Source organism: Paenibacillus sp. FSL R7-0204 (assembly GCF_038002225.1).
GTDB lineage: Bacteria > Bacillota > Bacilli > Paenibacillales > Paenibacillaceae > Paenibacillus_AQ.
This window is the reverse complement of the sequence record NZ_JBBOCA010000001.1, coordinates 6,198,740-6,215,258: the sequence shown is the minus strand read 5'-3', so window position 1 is coordinate 6,215,258 and position 16,519 is coordinate 6,198,740. Positions and strand designations below refer to the sequence as shown.

The 16,519-nt window shown below is 53.1% G+C and carries 12 protein-coding genes and 1 pseudogene; 9 read left to right on the top strand and 4 right to left on the bottom strand.

Annotated features, from left to right (window positions below):
- Window positions 1-101 precede the first annotated feature (101 nt).
- The 3 genes from MKX42_RS26820 (at window position 102) to MKX42_RS26810 (ending at window position 4,682) form a co-directional block, all read left to right on the top strand.
- A complete protein-coding gene (locus MKX42_RS26820; RefSeq protein ID WP_340755973.1) occupies window positions 102-1,331 on the top strand; it encodes a pyridoxal-phosphate-dependent aminotransferase family protein in 1,230 nt (409 codons plus the stop codon).
- A 332-nt stretch (window positions 1,332-1,663) separates the two neighbouring features.
- Window positions 1,664-3,472 (top strand): adenine deaminase, encoded by a 1,809-nt coding sequence (locus MKX42_RS26815; protein ID WP_340757840.1) that lies wholly within the window; start codon window positions 1,664-1,666, stop codon window positions 3,470-3,472.
- A gap of 754 nt (window positions 3,473-4,226) precedes the next feature.
- Window positions 4,227-4,682, top strand: coding sequence for an IDEAL domain-containing protein (locus MKX42_RS26810; protein ID WP_340755971.1), 456 nt, complete (start codon window positions 4,227-4,229; stop codon window positions 4,680-4,682).
- A gap of 71 nt (window positions 4,683-4,753) precedes the next feature.
- On the opposite strand, the gene hemH is transcribed toward MKX42_RS26810, so the two are convergent.
- Complete coding sequence (gene hemH / locus MKX42_RS26805) at window positions 4,754-5,779, bottom strand: ferrochelatase (RefSeq protein WP_340755970.1); 1,026 nt, start codon at window positions 5,777-5,779, stop codon at window positions 4,754-4,756.
- Between the two features lie 482 nt (window positions 5,780-6,261).
- Here hemH and MKX42_RS26800 point away from each other — a divergent pair, with 482 nt between their 5' ends.
- A complete protein-coding gene (locus MKX42_RS26800) occupies window positions 6,262-8,535 on the top strand; it encodes an FMN-binding protein (protein ID WP_340755968.1) in 2,274 nt (757 codons plus the stop codon).
- A 192-nt stretch (window positions 8,536-8,727) separates the two neighbouring features.
- Window positions 8,728-9,684, top strand: coding sequence for a 3'-5' exoribonuclease YhaM family protein (locus MKX42_RS26795; RefSeq protein ID WP_340755966.1), 957 nt, complete (start codon window positions 8,728-8,730; stop codon window positions 9,682-9,684).
- A gap of 72 nt (window positions 9,685-9,756) precedes the next feature.
- Here MKX42_RS26795 and MKX42_RS26790 read toward each other — a convergent pair whose 3' ends face one another.
- A complete protein-coding gene (locus MKX42_RS26790; protein ID WP_340755965.1) occupies window positions 9,757-11,133 on the bottom strand; it encodes a TerD family protein in 1,377 nt (458 codons plus the stop codon).
- Between the two features lie 144 nt (window positions 11,134-11,277).
- Between MKX42_RS26790 and MKX42_RS26785 the strand changes: the two are divergent.
- Both MKX42_RS26785 and MKX42_RS26780 read left to right on the top strand, forming a co-directional pair.
- Window positions 11,278-11,799, top strand: a pseudogene (locus tag MKX42_RS26785) (TerD family protein); the annotation flags it as partial.
- A gap of 186 nt (window positions 11,800-11,985) precedes the next feature.
- Window positions 11,986-12,651, top strand: a complete 666-nt coding sequence (locus tag MKX42_RS26780; RefSeq protein WP_340757839.1) for a vWA domain-containing protein — start codon at window positions 11,986-11,988, stop codon at window positions 12,649-12,651.
- A 95-nt stretch (window positions 12,652-12,746) separates the two neighbouring features.
- Here the strand turns inward: MKX42_RS26780 and MKX42_RS26775 are convergent, their stop codons facing one another.
- Both MKX42_RS26775 and MKX42_RS26770 read right to left on the bottom strand, forming a co-directional pair.
- Window positions 12,747-12,902 carry a hypothetical protein gene (locus MKX42_RS26775; RefSeq protein ID WP_340755962.1) on the bottom strand — a complete coding sequence of 52 codons (156 nt, stop codon included), beginning with the start codon at window positions 12,900-12,902 and terminating at the stop codon, window positions 12,747-12,749.
- Window positions 12,903-13,802: 900 nt separating this feature from the next.
- Window positions 13,803-14,357, bottom strand: coding sequence for a GNAT family N-acetyltransferase (locus tag MKX42_RS26770; protein ID WP_340755960.1), 555 nt, complete (start codon window positions 14,355-14,357; stop codon window positions 13,803-13,805).
- Window positions 14,358-14,603: 246 nt separating this feature from the next.
- Between MKX42_RS26770 and MKX42_RS26765 the strand changes: the two genes are divergently transcribed.
- A complete protein-coding gene (locus tag MKX42_RS26765) occupies window positions 14,604-15,491 on the top strand; it encodes a LysR family transcriptional regulator (protein ID WP_340755959.1) in 888 nt (295 codons plus the stop codon).
- Between the two features lie 122 nt (window positions 15,492-15,613).
- Window positions 15,614-16,486 (top strand): transporter substrate-binding domain-containing protein, encoded by an 873-nt coding sequence (locus MKX42_RS26760; protein WP_340755957.1) that lies wholly within the window; start codon window positions 15,614-15,616, stop codon window positions 16,484-16,486.
- Window positions 16,487-16,519: the final 33 nt, after the last annotated feature.

Sequence of the window (16,519 nt, the reverse complement as noted above, 5' to 3'; positions counted from 1 at the left end):
GGCGCTGTTCACCGCAGCGACGACCAAGCTTCGGGTTGTAATCCTAATTGCATTATAAATAGCGAGATCTGATCACTTGAAAGCCTGGAGGGGAGAGAATCATGAAGCGGTACGAAGATTTGTCGCCGTCCTTGCGGTGCATTATGACCCCCGGCCCCGTGGAGGTTGATCCGCGTGTGCTGCGGGCGATGTCTTATCCGGTGCTCGGACAATTCGATCCTGAATTCACAGAGATCATGAATGAGACGATGGAGATGCTGCGTGAACTGTTCGCTACCAAGAATCAGTGGGCGTATCCGGTAGACGGGACTTCGCGTTCCGGCATTGAGGCTGTGATGGTCAGCCTGATTGCGCCGGGGGACCGGGTGCTGGTTCCGGTCTTTGGCCGTTTCGGCCATTTGCTCCATGAGATTGCTGAGCGCTGCGGTGCAGAGGTCTTCACGATAGAACAGACTTGGGGACGTGTCTTTCCCCAAGAGGAGGTAATTGCAGCTATACGGAGCTTTAAGCCGGATGTGGTGGCGATCGTTCACGGGGAGACCTCTACAGGCCGTGTACAGCCGCTGGCCGAGATCGGGCGGGCTTGCCGGGAGCAGGATGCGCTGCTGATTGTGGACGCCGTGGCGACGATCGGCGGGGTGCCGGTAGAGACGGATGCCTGGATGCTGGATGCCGTGGTCGGAGGAACGCAGAAATGCCTGTCCATCCCTTCAGGTATGGCTCCGGTGACGTACAATGACCGGGCTGAGGCCAAGCTTCTGAAGCGCAAGCAGGTAGAGCGTGGACTTAGAACTGACGCTGCTGTCAGCGAGCTGCCCGTGGTACGCAGTAATTACCTGGACCTGAGTATGCTCCAGGATTACTGGAGTCCACGGCGGCTCAATCACCATACGGAGATGACCTCCATGCTATACGCTCTGCGGGAAGGCCTGCGGCTGGTCCTGGAGGAAGGGCTGGAAGCGCGGTATGCAAGGCACAGATTCCATGAGCAAGCTCTTACTGCCGGACTGTCAGCTATGGGGCTGGAGCTGTACGGGGAGGCGGAGAGCAAGCTGACGGTAGTCACCTGTGTGCTCATTCCGGCGGGCATAGACGGGGAAGCCGTCCGTTCCATGCTGCTGCAGCGTTTCGGCATCGAGATTGCCAGCTCCTTCGGGCCATTGCAAGGCCAGATCTGGCGAATCGGTACCATGGGCTTCAGCTGCCGGGAGAATAATGTGCTGCGTCTGCTTGGCGCGCTGGAGGCCGTGCTTATCCGATACGGGTACGCGGTACCTGCCGGGCAGGGCGTTCAGGCGGCACTTGACGTATATGATTCAAAAGTAAGATAATCATACAATGCGATTTGTTTAAGTGCGGCTTGCACCCCCCTTTAGGGGTGTCAGGGCCGTTTTTTCTAAAAAGATAAGAGTAAATAACAAAATTATATAAATTGAACTTAAGTATTTAAGTTAAGGGGGAAGTGGCGGAGGGGAATTTTGGAACTGGAGGAGCGGTAGCGACCGCCTTTGTCTGCGGATTTCAACCGTTAAAAACGGGATAAATCAAGAAATCTGGAGACAACAGCGGCCGGAAGTCCAAAACTTCTCTGGAGTCACGACTCATCCCAAAACATCAAAGTTATTAGTTCAATTTATATAACAACCGGAAGGGAGTGCACATGATGACTTATACACGACAACCATTGGCGGACTGCGTCCCTGAGCTGGTAGCTACAGCCCGGGGAGATCAGAAGGCTACACTGGTCATTACAGGCGGCAAGCTGGTCAATGTCTGCTCCGGGGAGATTCTGGACGGCATGTCCGTCGCTGTACAAGGCGGTCGCATTGCTTACGTCGGCAAGGATGTCTCCCATACGATTGGGGAGAGAACGCAGGTTGTTGATGCAGCGGGAAGATACATTGCTCCCGGCCTGATTGATGGACACTGCCACATCGAGAGCACTCAATTGACTGTGACTGAATTCGCCCGTGCGGTGCTGCCGCTGGGGACGACCGGAGGCTTCTTCGATGCCCATGAGATTGCCAACGTATTCGGACTTAAGGGAATTAAGCTGATGCTGGACGAGATGCGGGGAACGCCGCTGGCTGCCTATATGCAGGTGGCTTCCTGTGTCCCTTCTGCGGGAGCAGAATTTGAGACAACCGGCGCGTCGATCGGACCGGAGGAAGTAGCGGAAGCCTACACCTGGGGCGAGGATGTGATCGCACTCGGTGAAGTCATGAACTTCCCGGGTGTAGTCTACGGCGATGAGAAGATGATTGGAGAGATCCAGGCCACGCTGCGTGCGGGACGCTATGTTGACGGGCATTTCACCTGGCCGGCGAGTGACTGGAGACTTCCGGTCTATGCCGCAGCAGGGGTGACCGGGGACCATGAGTGTGTGACAGCGGAGGATGTGATCGAACGCGTACGTTTGGGGATGTATGCCAAAATGCGCCGCGGCTCTGCCTGGCATGATGTCGCCAAAACCATTACGGCGCATACCGAGCACGGGCTGGACCCGCGCCGGATGATGCTGGTGACGGATGACCGCAGCTCCGAATCGCTGCGCGATGAGGGGCATATGGATTTTGTCGTACGCCATGCGATCTCCCAGGGGGTGAAGCCGGTCACGGCTTTTCAGATGGCAACGATCAACACAGCCGAGCGCTTCGGCGTAGCCCGCGATATCGGCTCTATCACGCCGGGCTCCTGCGCGGATATCATTCTGCTGGACGGGAATCTGGCCGATGTTCATGTGGTCATGACGATTGCGGCTGGCGTTGTTGTGGCTGAGAACGGAAGCATGTCGGCTGAGCTGAGTCCTTATACCTACCCGGCTGAAGTGCTGGCCTCCGTGCATTTGCCGCAGCCTCCGGTTCCCGCAGACTTCGTAATTCACGCGCCCATTGAGGAAGGTGTTCTAGCCACGCGGGTCATCCAGGTCATGGAGAACCATGTAGAGACCGGCGAGCTGATCATGAGCCTGCCCGTGGCTGGATCGGAGCTGGTGGTGCAGGACGGCCTGTGCAAAATCGCTGTTCTGGAGCGGCACAAGGGGACCGGCAACAAATCCGTAGGGGTTGTTCAGGGCATTGGCTTCCGCGAGCCAGCGGCGATAGCGATGACCGTAGCTCATGACAGCCATAATGTGCTGGTCATCGGTAACGATGATGGACTAATGGCACAGGCGGCTGTTGCTGTGGCGCAAGCGCAGGGCGGTGTGGCGGTGATTACCGCTGCCGGGACCACCTTGTTTCCGCTGGCGATTGCCGGACTGATGTCCGCTGAGCCGTTTGAAATTGCCGCCGCACAATCCGCTGCCATCAGCAAAGCGCTATATGATGCGGGCTGCACGCTGAACTATGCTTTTATGACCCTGTCTCTGCTGGCCTTGGCGGTTATTCCCACACTGCGGATCTCCGATAAAGGCCTGGTGCGGATTTCTCCCGAAGAGGGAATTCAGCTGGTACCGTTGTTCGTCAGCTAAGGCAGCGGGACATCATACCGGTGAAGATATATGTATACTTTTATATTGGGCCATTCAGTCTTTCGCGGACTGAATGGCTTTTTGTTCAAATACAGAAATTATAGGCTTCACGTTATACATTATCCTTCTATTTCTTACTGAAACGATAACGGGACGGATGCTATGGGGGCGCGAAAATAGTTGGATTTTGCACACTTACCGATTGGAGAAGGCTAGCTTTTGGAACAAGACTTGGAAAAACAACACTTAATTTCTCCCATTTCCCCCAAAGTAGCAGAACTTCCTTCAATAGATGCTGTTTATCCACCTGTTTCAACCTAACCCTCTAAAATCGGCGAATTAAGCTACCTTTTTCTAATTGTTTGCTGCGGGGCAGTCTCCTCCCGACCATATTCACGGAATCTTCTATCGTTACCCTCTCAGCACATCAACAGAATCTTCCCCGCACTATCCTATCGGTATCTTATTTCCCTACATCCCTACGTACCCGCAGCCTCTGTAATCTGTATTCCCCTATACCCCTCAGTCCTCTATCCTTCCGTCAGGTAAATAATTTCATTACCATGTCGAAAAAGAATAATAATTAACCGATTTTTCGCAGCGTGAAACAGAAAATTTTAAGTTTTTATTGGAAAAGCATTAACAATAGCTGAGGAAAAGACGATAATACATTTAAATTAGTTAAAATTATTGTCGAATCATGAAAATTCAGCATATACAGATAGTCCAAACCTGAGGAACGGGGTGCATGAGAATGATGAAATTAGAAACACAGGACATCTTGAATATCACCAGGAAGCAAATTACCAGTATTTTTAAAATGGAGCCGGTTGAACTGAAATTTGTCAATGATTATCAGGGTGAGCAATATCTGCTGACCAATGATAAGCTGCATCTCAGCAACCAGCATTATTGGGCTAAGGTCATGGATTGTGTGTTCGAGAGCCATGTCAGACCTGTTCTGATGTGTGAGGTGCTCTACTTCCTGCGTAATGAGTTTCTGGAAAGTGACATTAAGCTGTGGTTCTCCTATGATTTTGCGGAGGGCTCGGAGGGGGAAGCGGCGGCTTCGGCTGAGATCAGCTTCAAGGATTCGCCGGATCTGCAGCCTGACGAAATTGCCGAATTGATCGATTTTGCCCTGACTTTGCAGGATAAGCAGTGGTTCGAGGAACTGACTGCCAAATATAAACAGCCCACTCTTCAGTAATCGTACTATATAAAATAAAACGCGCCCGGCTCACAGGATGATGGCATCCCTGAGACCGGGCGTTCTTGTCTTCATTCGGCGGAAGACAGCCAGCCCTGGGCTGAGCAGTCTACCCGTTCAGCGAGGAAGCTGATCCACTCTTCCGTGTCGTTCAGGCAAGGGGCTACCTCCAGCAGCTCAGCATTTCCGCCGCCCATAGCGAAGAGCTCCCGGCCTTCTACAGCCAGTTCGTGCAGGGTTTCGAGGCAGTCCGTGACAAGTCCGGGTGAGAAAATAAGCGGCCGCCGGATTCCGCGTCCGTGAAGCTCCTTCAGCGTATCGGCAGTGGACGGGCCCACCCAGGTCTCCGGCCCGAAGCGGGACTGGAAGGAGAGCTGCCAGCGTTCCGGGGTCCAGCCCATTGCTTCTGCAAGCAGACGGGCCGTTTCCTGGCACTGCTGCGGATAGGGATCTCCGGTCTCGGCATAACGGCGGGGGATGCCGTGGAAGGACAGGACATAATAGTCCGGCTCTTCACTCATGGCGCGGATCTGCCGCTGTAATAAGGATTGCATCGCTGCGATATAGCCGGGTGCATCAGGGTAGGCTTCTACGAACCGCAGCGCTGGTACGAAGCGTTTGGATACCTGTCCGTAGGGGTTATGCCGTCCCAGAGCGGCGAAGCTTGCAGCTTCATAGACGGAAGCGGTCGTTGTCGAGGAGTACTGCGGGAATAACGGAAGGACTATGATGCGGGTGACTCCCGAAGCCTCCAGCCTGCGGAAGGCTTCAGCCATGCCGGGTGTGCTGTAAGCAAGCCCCAGCTCGACTTGATAGCTGCTGCCCAGCAGTGCCTGGAGCGCTGCCTGCTGTGCTCTGGAGTGGACGAGCAGAGGGGAGCCCTCTTCCATCCAGATCTCCTGATACAGCCTCGCGGACCGTCGCGGACGGGTGCGCAGGATAATACCGCGCAGCAGCGGCTGCCAGAGCAGCGGATGATAATCAATGATTCTGCGGTCAGACAGAAACCGCTTCAGGTAAGGGCGGACCGCCTTGGCGCTCGGGGCGTCAGGGGTTCCGATCTGAGCAAGAATAACGCCTATACACGACTGATTCATGAGCAGCTGTTGCTCCTTTCCATGAACATGACATCGTTTAAAAATATCATATCCAAGCACAGCCGCACAATATAATATATCGCATGGATATCATATGAAGGAGGATATGGCAGATTATGAGAGGTAGAAAGAATATATATTTTGTGTTATTGCAAAAAAGTGATGTTTCTTATAGGGTATGTGATTTTCTACACAGAGAAAAGAGTTTCAATTTTGTTACCATCAAGCCAGAAATATTCACCAGCAGCTTGAAGTCCACTTATGTGAATTAATTCACTCCATTATGTGAATTGTTTCACCTTTTGAAAGATTGTATATATAGATGAATCTTTTCTTACACGGGCTGGGCCGAGCAGGAATGAAGGAAGGAGTGGGTGACGTTCAGGAAGAGTTGGCTGCTCTTCGTAATCAGAAGGAATGATTGGACCAAAACGGTTTGAAAACGCTACATACTACTGGGGATAATAAAGGAGAATACGCATTTGAAAAAACTAATTTCTTTGACTGTAAGCGCAGCCTTACTGCTCGCGCCATTAGCCTACACGATTAACGCACCGGCCTTGAACCTGAAGGTGGATGCGGTTTCAGCAGCCTCGGAAGAAGCGCCGGCAGCGACTGCTAAACCAGCTCCGAAGGCAACAGCCAAACCGAAACCAACTCCGAAGGCGACAGCCAAACCGGCGCCAACTCCGAAGGCAACAGCCAAACCGGCACCAACCCCGAAGGCAACAGCCAAACCGGCAGCAACCCCGAAGGCGACAGCCAAACCGGCAGCCACTCCAAAAGCAACAACTGCACCAGCAGCAACCGCCAAAGCAACTGCAAAGCCAGCGGCAACTGCGAAGCCTGTAGCAACAGCAGCACCAGTTACTGTGCACAAGGATGTATATCAGGATGGAGTATATGTTGCCTATGGCGATGCGTATTCCAAAGGTACAGAGGGTGCGAAGGTAACGATTAAAGACGGCAAGATCGCCGATATCGAGCTGCTCAGAACCAGCCCGAAGATCATCGACCGCAATGCCCGTGAGAATTACAGCGGCGTGTGGGCAGCCTACGGTCTGATGAAAGACAGACTGATGGGCAAAACCAGAGACGGCGCAGCTAACGTTGACGCTGTATCCGGCGCAACCCGTACCAGCAACGGCTGGAAGCTGTCCGTAGACAGAGCTTTTGAGCGATCGCTTACGCACCATGCGGCTGATACCACTTATTTTGGCGGAGTTCACATGGGTGTCGACCCTGAGGCCCAATATGCAGTGTTTGCTACCTATGAAGCAAACATGCTGACTGCGGTTAAATTGTATCCGCTGAGCGCTACCGGAGATTTCGTGGATGAGAAGACGTATACGGCTGAACAGACTGCAGCGATTGCAGCAATCACTCCTGCACTGCTCGCCAAAGGTGCTAATGCGCAGCCGGTAGCCGGCTTCGAGGCGGAGACCAAAGCCGCAGTGAATGCCTTCTGGGATGCTGAACAGAATGCCAGCATCAACAACAAGGCTGCTTATGTTGACGGATTCTACTCTTCCTACGGTACAGCAAGAAGTGTAGGCGTGGAGAGAGCGGATGTTGTGATCCGTAACGGTAAGCTGGTGGATGTGAAGCTGTTCAGACTTGGCAGCAACCTGATCGACAGAGGGGAAACCGCTTATGCAGAGGTTGTGAAGGCGAATGCTCCGATGACCGCCAAACTGCTGGCTAACGGATCTTATATCGCTAACTATAATGAGAAGGTAGATGGAATTTCCGGCGCTACGGAGAGCAGCCATGGCTGGAACCAGGCCGTAGAGCGCGCTTTTGAGAAAGCCTTGAAGACTCCGGGTGAAGGTCAAACCTTCGACGGTAAATTTGCCGGTGTGGATAATCAGTCTAAGGTTATGCTGCTGGTTGATATCGACGCGGATCAGGTAACGGGCATCAAGCTGAGCCTGTTCGGCGCAGACGGCAAGCTGATTGCAGATGATAAGCGTACCGAAGAACAGAAATCACTGGTGGAAAAGCTGACCGCCGGACTGCTCGCAAGCGGCGTGCAGGCTCCAGATATCGCAGGACAGGAAGCCCTGTCAGCTGCAGCGAAGGCAGCACTGACGGATGCTTTGACCAATGCGTCCAAAGTACAAGGCACTTATAAAGACGGCACCTTCACCGCTTACGGTGATGCTTATGACAAGGGCACGAACAAAGCAGATGTTACACTGCGTAACGGCAAGATCGTAAATGTGGCCCTTTCCCGTGTAGGCATGAACATGGTGGATCTGGGTAAAGCCGCTTATGCTGAGGTGCAAAAAGCCATTCCGGTGCTGACCGCCAGCTTCCTGGCCGCAGGCACAAGAGAAGGCGCTCAGGATGTGGATGCGGTATCCGGCGCTACCAGCAGCAGCAATGCGCTGAAGGCAGCCGTTGACAGAGCTTATGGTAAAGCGGAAGTTACGGAAACGGATAAGGCTGCGTATTTCGATGGCATTTTCATCGGTGCAAGTGTGGATAAGACTGTAAATGTCATGGTTACTACTAAGTATAATGTGCCTGTAACTATGGCTGTGTACTACCTGGATGATAAGGGTAAAGTAAGATATAATCTGACGGATGATGAGTTGCTTGTGAAATACGAGATCGAGAATACCTCGAACGGCATGGGACTGCATAAGTACGGGTACCGTGCAGCAGCCTTCGGAGCGAATGATGCCCAGAAAGCCATCTCCGCCAAAGCGGTAGAAGCGATCAAAGCAGCGCTCGAATCTGCCGGAAAATAACAAAATCCATTCATTAAGGGTTGTCCTGGGTCATGCAAATGGCCGGGACAGCCCTTTTTGCAGGTGTGGACATAAATAGGAATGCCAATCGTATAGTAATTTAAAGGGATTTGGGAAGGGAGTGTCAAACCTCTAATATACACACTAATATACCCAGCAGGCCCAGGCCTGTAAGTCATAGGAGGCTTCACAATGACATTAATCAAACAGCTAGCCCCGCAGGATGAATTCACCGGCTTCTATCTGCTTAGAGAACTGGTGCTGAAACAGACGAACGGGACTCCTCCCAAGGATTACTTCGATATTGTACTAGGTGATGCCAGCGGCCAGATTTCGGCGAAATGCTGGGACGTCAGCGTGACGGATAAGGAGACTTTTTTCCCGATGGCACTGGTGAAGGTCCGGGGATTGGCCCATACCTACCGCGAGAAGCTCCAGGTCAAAATCACTAAGCTCAGACTGGTTAATGAATCCGATGGGGTATCGCTGACCGACTTCATCCGCTCGGCTCCGGTGCGTCCAGTGGATCTGGTCCATACGATCAAGAACGAAATGGCAAGTATTGCTGATCCGGAGATTGCAGCGATTGTGAACTTCTGTGTCGGTAAGGTGGAGGAGAAGCTGATGCATTATCCGGCTGCCAAGACCCACCATCATGCGTATTTCGCAGGGCTTGCTTATCACATGGTCCGCATGCTGGAGATTGGGGACTTCCTGTGCAAGCAGCGTCCGTTCCTGAATCCTGATCTGATGAGAGCAGGCATCATCCTTCATGATATCGCCAAGCCGGAAGAGATGATCTCGCAGTACGGTATTGTGTCGGACTATAGTGTGAAGGGCAAGCTGATCGGGCATATTTCCATGGCCTCCAGCTGGATTACAGAAGCGGCAATCCGCACCGGCATTGATCTGGAATCCGAGAAAATCCTGGCGCTTCAGCATCTGGTATTATCTCATCATAATCTGGGCGAGTGGGGAAGCCCGGTCCAGCCGCAGACGGCTGAAGCAGTTGCCCTGCATCATATCGATGCGATGGATGCCAAGCTGCAAATGGTGGAGGACGCCCTTGATACTACTCCGGAGACGGAGGAATGGACGCCGTTCATTAGAGGGCTGGAGAATAAGGCCGTTTACCGGCTGAAGTTATAACGATTGAGACCCTTATATCGCTGAAAATAAAGCAAGCCCCCCATCCCGTAATTGCGGTTTGGGGGGCTTGCTTTATTCAGGAGCTTCAGCCTCCGCTGCGGCGGCGGACTCAGCCGCAGCCTTCTCCTCAGGGCCATCGGCCCCCACCGTAAGACCGTAGTGGCTGCACAGGGCCGGAAGGCCGCCAGGCAGCAACTCTCCGATAGCAGCGAATCTCCATTTATCCTTATAACGGTAGAACTCGCCGATAATAACGGACATGCCTGGCATAACACTCCGGCTTAAGGGGAATACGGCCAGTCTGACTCCTGTCCGGGAATCAATCAGTGATACGGAAGCGTTCCAGATCGGGCCCGGATTCCGGTCACCGCTGAACTCCGCAACCGTGAAGGCCAGCGCAATCCGCGTGATGGCTGCAGGCAGGCTGGTCAGCTGAAGATACAGATGTCCCATGTGCGCAGCGGGCTTAGAGCAGAAGACGGAGCCGCTAGGGTCTTCCATATTCCCAGAGAAGATAAGCTCCCGCTCTTGCTCACATCGTCCGCTCTCCCGAAGCAGGAAGGCAGCGGTCTCCGGCTGACTGACTTCCAGGTGCGAAGCCGGAGCGTCCCACTCCACAGCGGCAAGGAGTCTGGAGGCGCTAAGCTTGTCTCCGATATCGACTCGCTGCCCCCGCGCCAATATGGGGGCAGCCGCAGCTCCAGTGGCTGGCGATGCTTCCGCCGGAAGCTGGCCGGGCGATACCGCTAGCGCTTCACCTGGCGACTGCCCGGCCACCGTTCCGCCCATCGGCAATCCTGGGCTAACATCGACCGCAGGACTGGCCGCTGCCTTCTTCCCGGCGGCCGGCTTCTTCGCGGCCTTCTTGGGCGTTGCCTTGAACGGCGTATACCCGCCGTCATACATCGTCCCGGCCTTGTAGCCCTGGCTGCCGGCTAACAGCAGCGGATCGAACTGCTGCCACTGCTCCATCAATTTCAGGAGAATCAGTGCAGAAGCTCTGGCATCCTCCAGGGCATCATGGTGCTTCAGGCGGATGCCGAAATGCGCCGAGATGACATTCAGCTTATGGGAGGGGAGGTCCTGGAGCATTTTTTTGCCGAGCAGGTAGGTACATAAATATTGAAAGCCGGGATAGCAGAGAGAGTAGTCGTCCAGGCAGTACCGCAGCACACTCATATCGAAGGCGGCATTATGCGCAATCACAATCTCGCCTTGCAGCAGCGGTTCTACCGTGGGCCACAACTCAGCGAAGGTAGGCTGGCCTCTGACCATCGAGGGCGTAATGCCATGAATGGCAATATTCATCCCGTCGAACCGCTGCCGCGGATCAATCAGCCAGTTATGTTCCGCAGTGACGATACCGTCCCGGACCTGAACAAGCCCCAGGGCACAGGCGCTGGAGCGTCCGGAATTGGCAGTCTCAAAGTCTATCGCAGTGAAATCCATCAGGTAAGGCCCCTATCTATCATCTAATACTTTTCATATTAAAGGAGCAAAGCTGGAAATACAATGCGTTCAGAGTGTACAAGGCTGCGCCAATGGGGTATACCTTATCTATGAACTTCTGGAATAGACTGCTATGAAGAGGAGATGAGAGATTTGCAGCTGTCAAAAGGTCAAAAGGCCGATATCACCAAAGGAAGAGAAGCTCACGAGATATCCATCCAGCTCCGCTGGAACACGCAGCATAGCGGAATGGGCGTCGATGCGGCTGCCTTTCTGTTGTCGGATCAGAACCGGTGTGAACGTGATGAAGACTTTATTTTCTATGGCAATCCGGTATCCAGAGATGGGACTGTAGCTCATGCTGCGGATGGGGAGAACGGGGCGAGCCTGTCCATCTCGTTAGCGAAAATACCTCAGCATTATGCCCGCATTGCGGTAACCTTGACGATCTATGAGGGCGAGCAGCGCAACCACCGGATGAAGGATCTGTCCGGCTTGAAGCTTACGCTGACAGATCGCAGGACCGGGGAAGAATTGCACCGCTTCGAGTACGGGGCGGATCTGTCAGAGGAGACAGCCGTCGTAGCCGGGGAGCTGTACCGCCATCAGGGAGAGTGGAAGTTCAGTGCAATCGGCAGCGGGTATAATGGGGGACTTGCAGCCCTGTGCCGAAGCTATGGGCTTGAGGTGGAACAGGAATCCGGGAACGAAGCCGCAGCGGCGGCTGAGGTAGTGGAGCAAACACCTGAAGTGGTGGAGCAGACACCTGAGCTAGTGGAGCAGGCACCTGAGGTGGTGAATAAGATCCCGGAGGTAATCCGTCAGCCCGAGGCGGGGCCTCCGGTGAATGTGTTGTCTTCGATTAATCTGCGCAAACAACTGGTGGAGCTTACCCTGATCAAAAAACAGCTTACAGATGTAACCGCAAGGGTGGGGATTGTGCTGGACATCACCGGTTCCATGCGCAGTCTCTATGCCAGAGGCGTGGTGCAGGAGGTGGTAGAACGTATCCTCGCGGTTGCCAGCAAGTTCGATGATAACGGCTCCCTGGATGTGTGGGTCTATGATACGGAATTCAGCAGACTTCCGCCGGTTACCGAGCAGGAGCTTGGCAGCTATGTCTTCACCCATATTACGAATAATGACGCGATTCATAAGTTTGGGCGCAATAACGAACCGCCGGTCATGCAGGATGTCATCCAGAAATACACGAAGGAGGAGCCGGACACGACGCCTGTATTCATTATCTTCATCAATGACGGCGGTGTAGTGAAGCTGACCCGCAAAGTCATCATGGCGGCCTCTTCTCTTCCAATCTTCTGGCAGTTTGTAGGCATCGGCGACTCTGACTTCGAGGTACTGAAGCAGCTCGACACGATGAGCGGCAGACTGGTGGATAACGCCAGCTTCATGCACCTGGACCGGATTGAAGACGTATCCGACGAGGAGCTGTATGATCAGCTGTTGAATGAGTTCCCGCAGTGGTTGAAGGCTGCGAAGGCGAAGGGGATTCTATAGGGGCATGAATGAAATAGCAGGACGAAAATAGTAAATAGAAAATAACCCAATTGACCATACCTATGCTTAAATACATGAACAACCTTATCCAGCCTTTACGTTCTTGCTTCTCCAGAAAAGTCACGTTCGAGTGGTTTGTCGTGATTGTCCTCGGCTTCATGCTGCGCGCCGACCATTCGGGCGTTACTTCGCTGATTCGAGATCTCACGCGGAATCCCCGCTGTTACGAAACGCTCATTCATTTCTTCCATTCGTCGGGCTGGTTCCTTTCGTCGCTGCGGCAGAAGTGGCTCCAGGTCGTGCGCCAGCATGCGCCTCTCTTGGTGGTGAAGGATCGCGTTGTCCTGGTCGGAGATGGGATGAAACAAGCGAGGGCTTCGTGATGTGCCGGTGTGGCCACCTATTTATGCAAGTCTATTCTTCGCCTGTTTGTCCGAAATCTGCACTTATCCATAACGCAATTAATTAAATCCAAGCAAAAAATACAGATGTGGAGCGCGATTCGCTCGTTTCTTAGTGATGTAGGACTTTTGACTGTCCAGTAATGGTATATAGTAGCTAAAATTATGTAATTCCTCACAGTAGTAAAAATCCGCACTAATAGTGCTCTCGTAGCAAATTTTTCTTGCGGAAGGGTTCTCAGAAGGAAGCTACCGCAGCTACATTTCCAAATTTCGCCTTGTATCGCTTTTCCCTTTCGGTATATTCTCAAGTTTAATCAAGTTCAATTTATATGTCCTTAAGTTCGCCGTATATAGGCAAAATGCTGTACTAATTGCAACTTGGATTCTTAGATACCTGGGTGTTAGAGGGATTGTTGCACGAAATACAGGAACTGTGCCGCCAAACCGTCTGGAGGTGGAGAAATCCTGCCTTTTATGCAACAATGCTGGACTCTGGCCGGAATGAGGAGGGGAATGTTGTACTTTGGGCAGGATTGTGCAAAATATCCCGGCCAGGCGGAGCAGTAGGGCGTCTCGACAGAACGGCCTCACGGCCCGCCGCAACGCCCCCCACAGCCTGCCATAACGGACGCCGACACCCGCCGTAACGGCCCCAACGTCCGCCGCAACGACCCCAACGGCCCGCCAGAACGGCCTCACGGCCCGCCGTAACGGCCCCCACAGCCCGCCGGACGCCAAACTCCCCGCTCAGGCTGTGGAGGTTTTTTTCGTCTGCAGACCAGCTGGTGCTTGCAGCTCCAGACGATAGCCTTTGACCAGAGTATCCCCGTTCTTCAGATCCGTCTCATAAGCCCGCTTGAACCCAAGTCTCTCATACAACTTGATCGCAGAGGCCATCATATCCGAAGTATGCAGATTCAGACTGGCTGCCCCCAGTGCAATGGCCCTTCCTGCCGCTTCGCGGATCAGAAGTCTGGCCACCCCACGCCCCCGGACCGCAGGTGATACGGCCAGCAGACGGATGATCGGCGTATGGATGTCCAGCTCCGGTCTGCCGTAAGCAGCTTCTGAGGAGGTGAACAGAAGTACGCTTCCCACGATCTGTCCATCCAGCTCTGCTACAATCCGGGAGACGGGTGCCTCGCCGTGAACGGAGCCGAGAATGGAGTCACGGTACTCCTCCCAGAACGGTTCGGGCAGCACGGCTGCATATTCGCTGTAAGCTTCGAGCAAGACCCCGGCAATGGCTTCACGGTCACAAGCTGCGGCTTCACGGATTACAATTTCTGCTGAGTGATTCATCTGGTGCCTCCTGTCCGGTAATGGGATGTGCCGCTATTATAATACATAAATCCGATGAACATAAGTGGAATTTAATGATTTCTATTAAACCATAGAAAAGTTCTATCTGTGATTGTGATCAATAGGATTATTCCGGCTGTTCAATATAAGTTAAGTTGACAAAAAAATAGCCGGTGCATAAGATTAATTAAATTCATTGTTAAACGATAGGAATAATATAATTATTGATGCAGAGGGGGACTATGCTTGAATATCGAGAACATTGAGGCTTTTGTCTACATTAACCATTACGGAAGCTTCAACAAAGCGGCAGATGTACTCTATATCTCGCAGCCGACAGTGACCGCCCGAATCCAGTCGCTGGAACGGGAACTGGACTGCAAGGTATTCGACCGGCTGGGCAAGCAGATTAACCTGACGGATAAAGGTCGCCAGTTCCTCCCCTATGCGCAGCAAATTCTGCAGGTCTATCAGAACGGCAGGCATCAGATCCAGTCCAAAGGCCAAATCCCCGGCGAGCTGAGAATCGGCAGCACCGTATCGGTCTCCAATTATCTGATGCCCCGTCTGCTGCTGCATTTGAAGCAGCGATATCCCCACATCCGCATCAAGCTGACGACTGCTCCGACCGAAGTGTTGATTGAGAAGCTGAAGGCGAGGGAGATCGATCTTGCTTTTATCCGCAAAGTAGTGAATCCGGCCATCCAGTCGTTTCCTTTCTGTGAAGACCCCATCTCACTGTATGTGTATGCCGGTCACCCGCTAGCCCATAAGGGCCGTGCTTCCATTCAAGAGATTTCTGAGCAGACCCTCGTATTCTTCGAATGCGGATCGCTCGACTGGTTGCGCCTTCATCGTGTGTTCCAGAGTATGGAGCAGCCGCCAAGCATTGTGTATCAGGTGGATAACCTGGAGACAGCCAAGAAGCTGGTGCTGAAGCAAGCAGGCATCTGCTTCCTTCCAGCCTTGAGTGTGCAGGAGGAGGTAGAGGCGGGAACGCTGATAAGGGTGGATATCACGGAGACCGAAGGCATCTCCTTGCGGACCAGTCTGATCTCGCTGAATGGTGAGAACGCGGAATTCCTGGATACCCTGCTGGAGCTGGGGACGGGGACCCTGAGCAAGCTGAATTGACTTCTTGTATAACCATATTAAGAAACTCTATTAGCGCATGGCAGCATGCAGTGATAAAGTTAATTGCATATAATCACCACTAAACAGATAGGGATTATCTAAATTGAAAAGGGGTTTGAGAGATGAAGAAGACCATTTCGTTCGCATCCACACTTGTACTAACACTGCTGATCGCAGGCTGCGGCAATAATAACAGCGCAAATAGCGGCAAGGTAGCGGAGGCAGCATCCCCGAATAGTGCGGATTCCACGGCTGCTGCCGCCGATCCGGCTAAGGTGACCAAGATCGTGGTCGGTACCGGGACAGCTTTTCCCAATGTCTGCTTCATCGATGAGAACGGCAAGCTTACCGGGTTCGATGTAGAACTGCTGAAGGAGATTGACAAGCGCCTGCCGGAATATGAGTTCGAATTCCAGACGATGGACTTCAGCAATTTGCTGCTCAGTCTGGAGACGAAGAAGATTGACCTGGTGGCCCATGTCATGGAGAAGAACCCGGAGCGGGAGCAGAAGTACGCTTTTAACAAGGAAGCTTATGCCCACTGGAGAAACCGCATCGTTGTAGCCAAAGGAAATACCTCGATCCAGACACTGGACGATCTGAAGGGGAAGAAGGTACTGACCGGCGCCACCAGCGCGCAAGCACAAATTCTTGAGAACTATAACAAGGAGCACGGTGCGGATTCGATCTCAATTGTCTATCAGAACGGTGCCGCCAATGATACGGTCAACCAGATTGATTCGGGCCGGGTGGATGCTACCCTTGCTGCGGATTTCGTATTGCCGATCATTGACCCGCAGAGCAAGCTGCAGGCGGTGGGTCCCGAGCTGTCCTCTGCTGATATTCTGTATGTGCTGCGCAAGGATGATGCTCCTTCGCAGAAGCTGTCGGAGGCCATTGACGGAGTGGTCAAGGAGCTGAAGACAGACGGCACACTTGGCAAAATAAGCACACAGTGGCTGGGGGCGGACGTCACCACCTCATCGGTTCAATAATGCGCAGGCCCTTACAGCGAAAAGGAGGTGCAG

What these genes read in the sequence shown, in the direction of transcription:
- MKX42_RS26815 (WP_340757840.1), top strand. Translation starts at nt 1,664, where the DNA reads ATGACTTATACACGACAACCATTGGCGGACTGCGTCCCTGAGCTGGTA.
- MKX42_RS26795 (WP_340755966.1), top strand. Translation starts at nt 8,728, where the DNA reads ATGACATTAATCAAACAGCTAGCCCCGCAGGATGAATTCACCGGCTTC.
- hemH (WP_340755970.1), bottom strand. Translation starts at nt 5,779, where the DNA reads ATGAATCAGTCGTGTATAGGCGTTATTCTTGCTCAGATCGGAACCCCT.
- MKX42_RS26760 (WP_340755957.1), top strand. Translation starts at nt 15,614, where the DNA reads ATGAAGAAGACCATTTCGTTCGCATCCACACTTGTACTAACACTGCTG.
- MKX42_RS26810 (WP_340755971.1), top strand. Translation starts at nt 4,227, where the DNA reads ATGATGAAATTAGAAACACAGGACATCTTGAATATCACCAGGAAGCAA.
- MKX42_RS26775 (WP_340755962.1), bottom strand. Translation starts at nt 12,902, where the DNA reads ATGGAAGAAATGAATGAGCGTTTCGTAACAGCGGGGATTCCGCGTGAG.
- MKX42_RS26770 (WP_340755960.1), bottom strand. Translation starts at nt 14,357, where the DNA reads ATGAATCACTCAGCAGAAATTGTAATCCGTGAAGCCGCAGCTTGTGAC.
- MKX42_RS26820 (WP_340755973.1), top strand. Translation starts at nt 102, where the DNA reads ATGAAGCGGTACGAAGATTTGTCGCCGTCCTTGCGGTGCATTATGACC.
- MKX42_RS26790 (WP_340755965.1), bottom strand. Translation starts at nt 11,133, where the DNA reads ATGGATTTCACTGCGATAGACTTTGAGACTGCCAATTCCGGACGCTCC.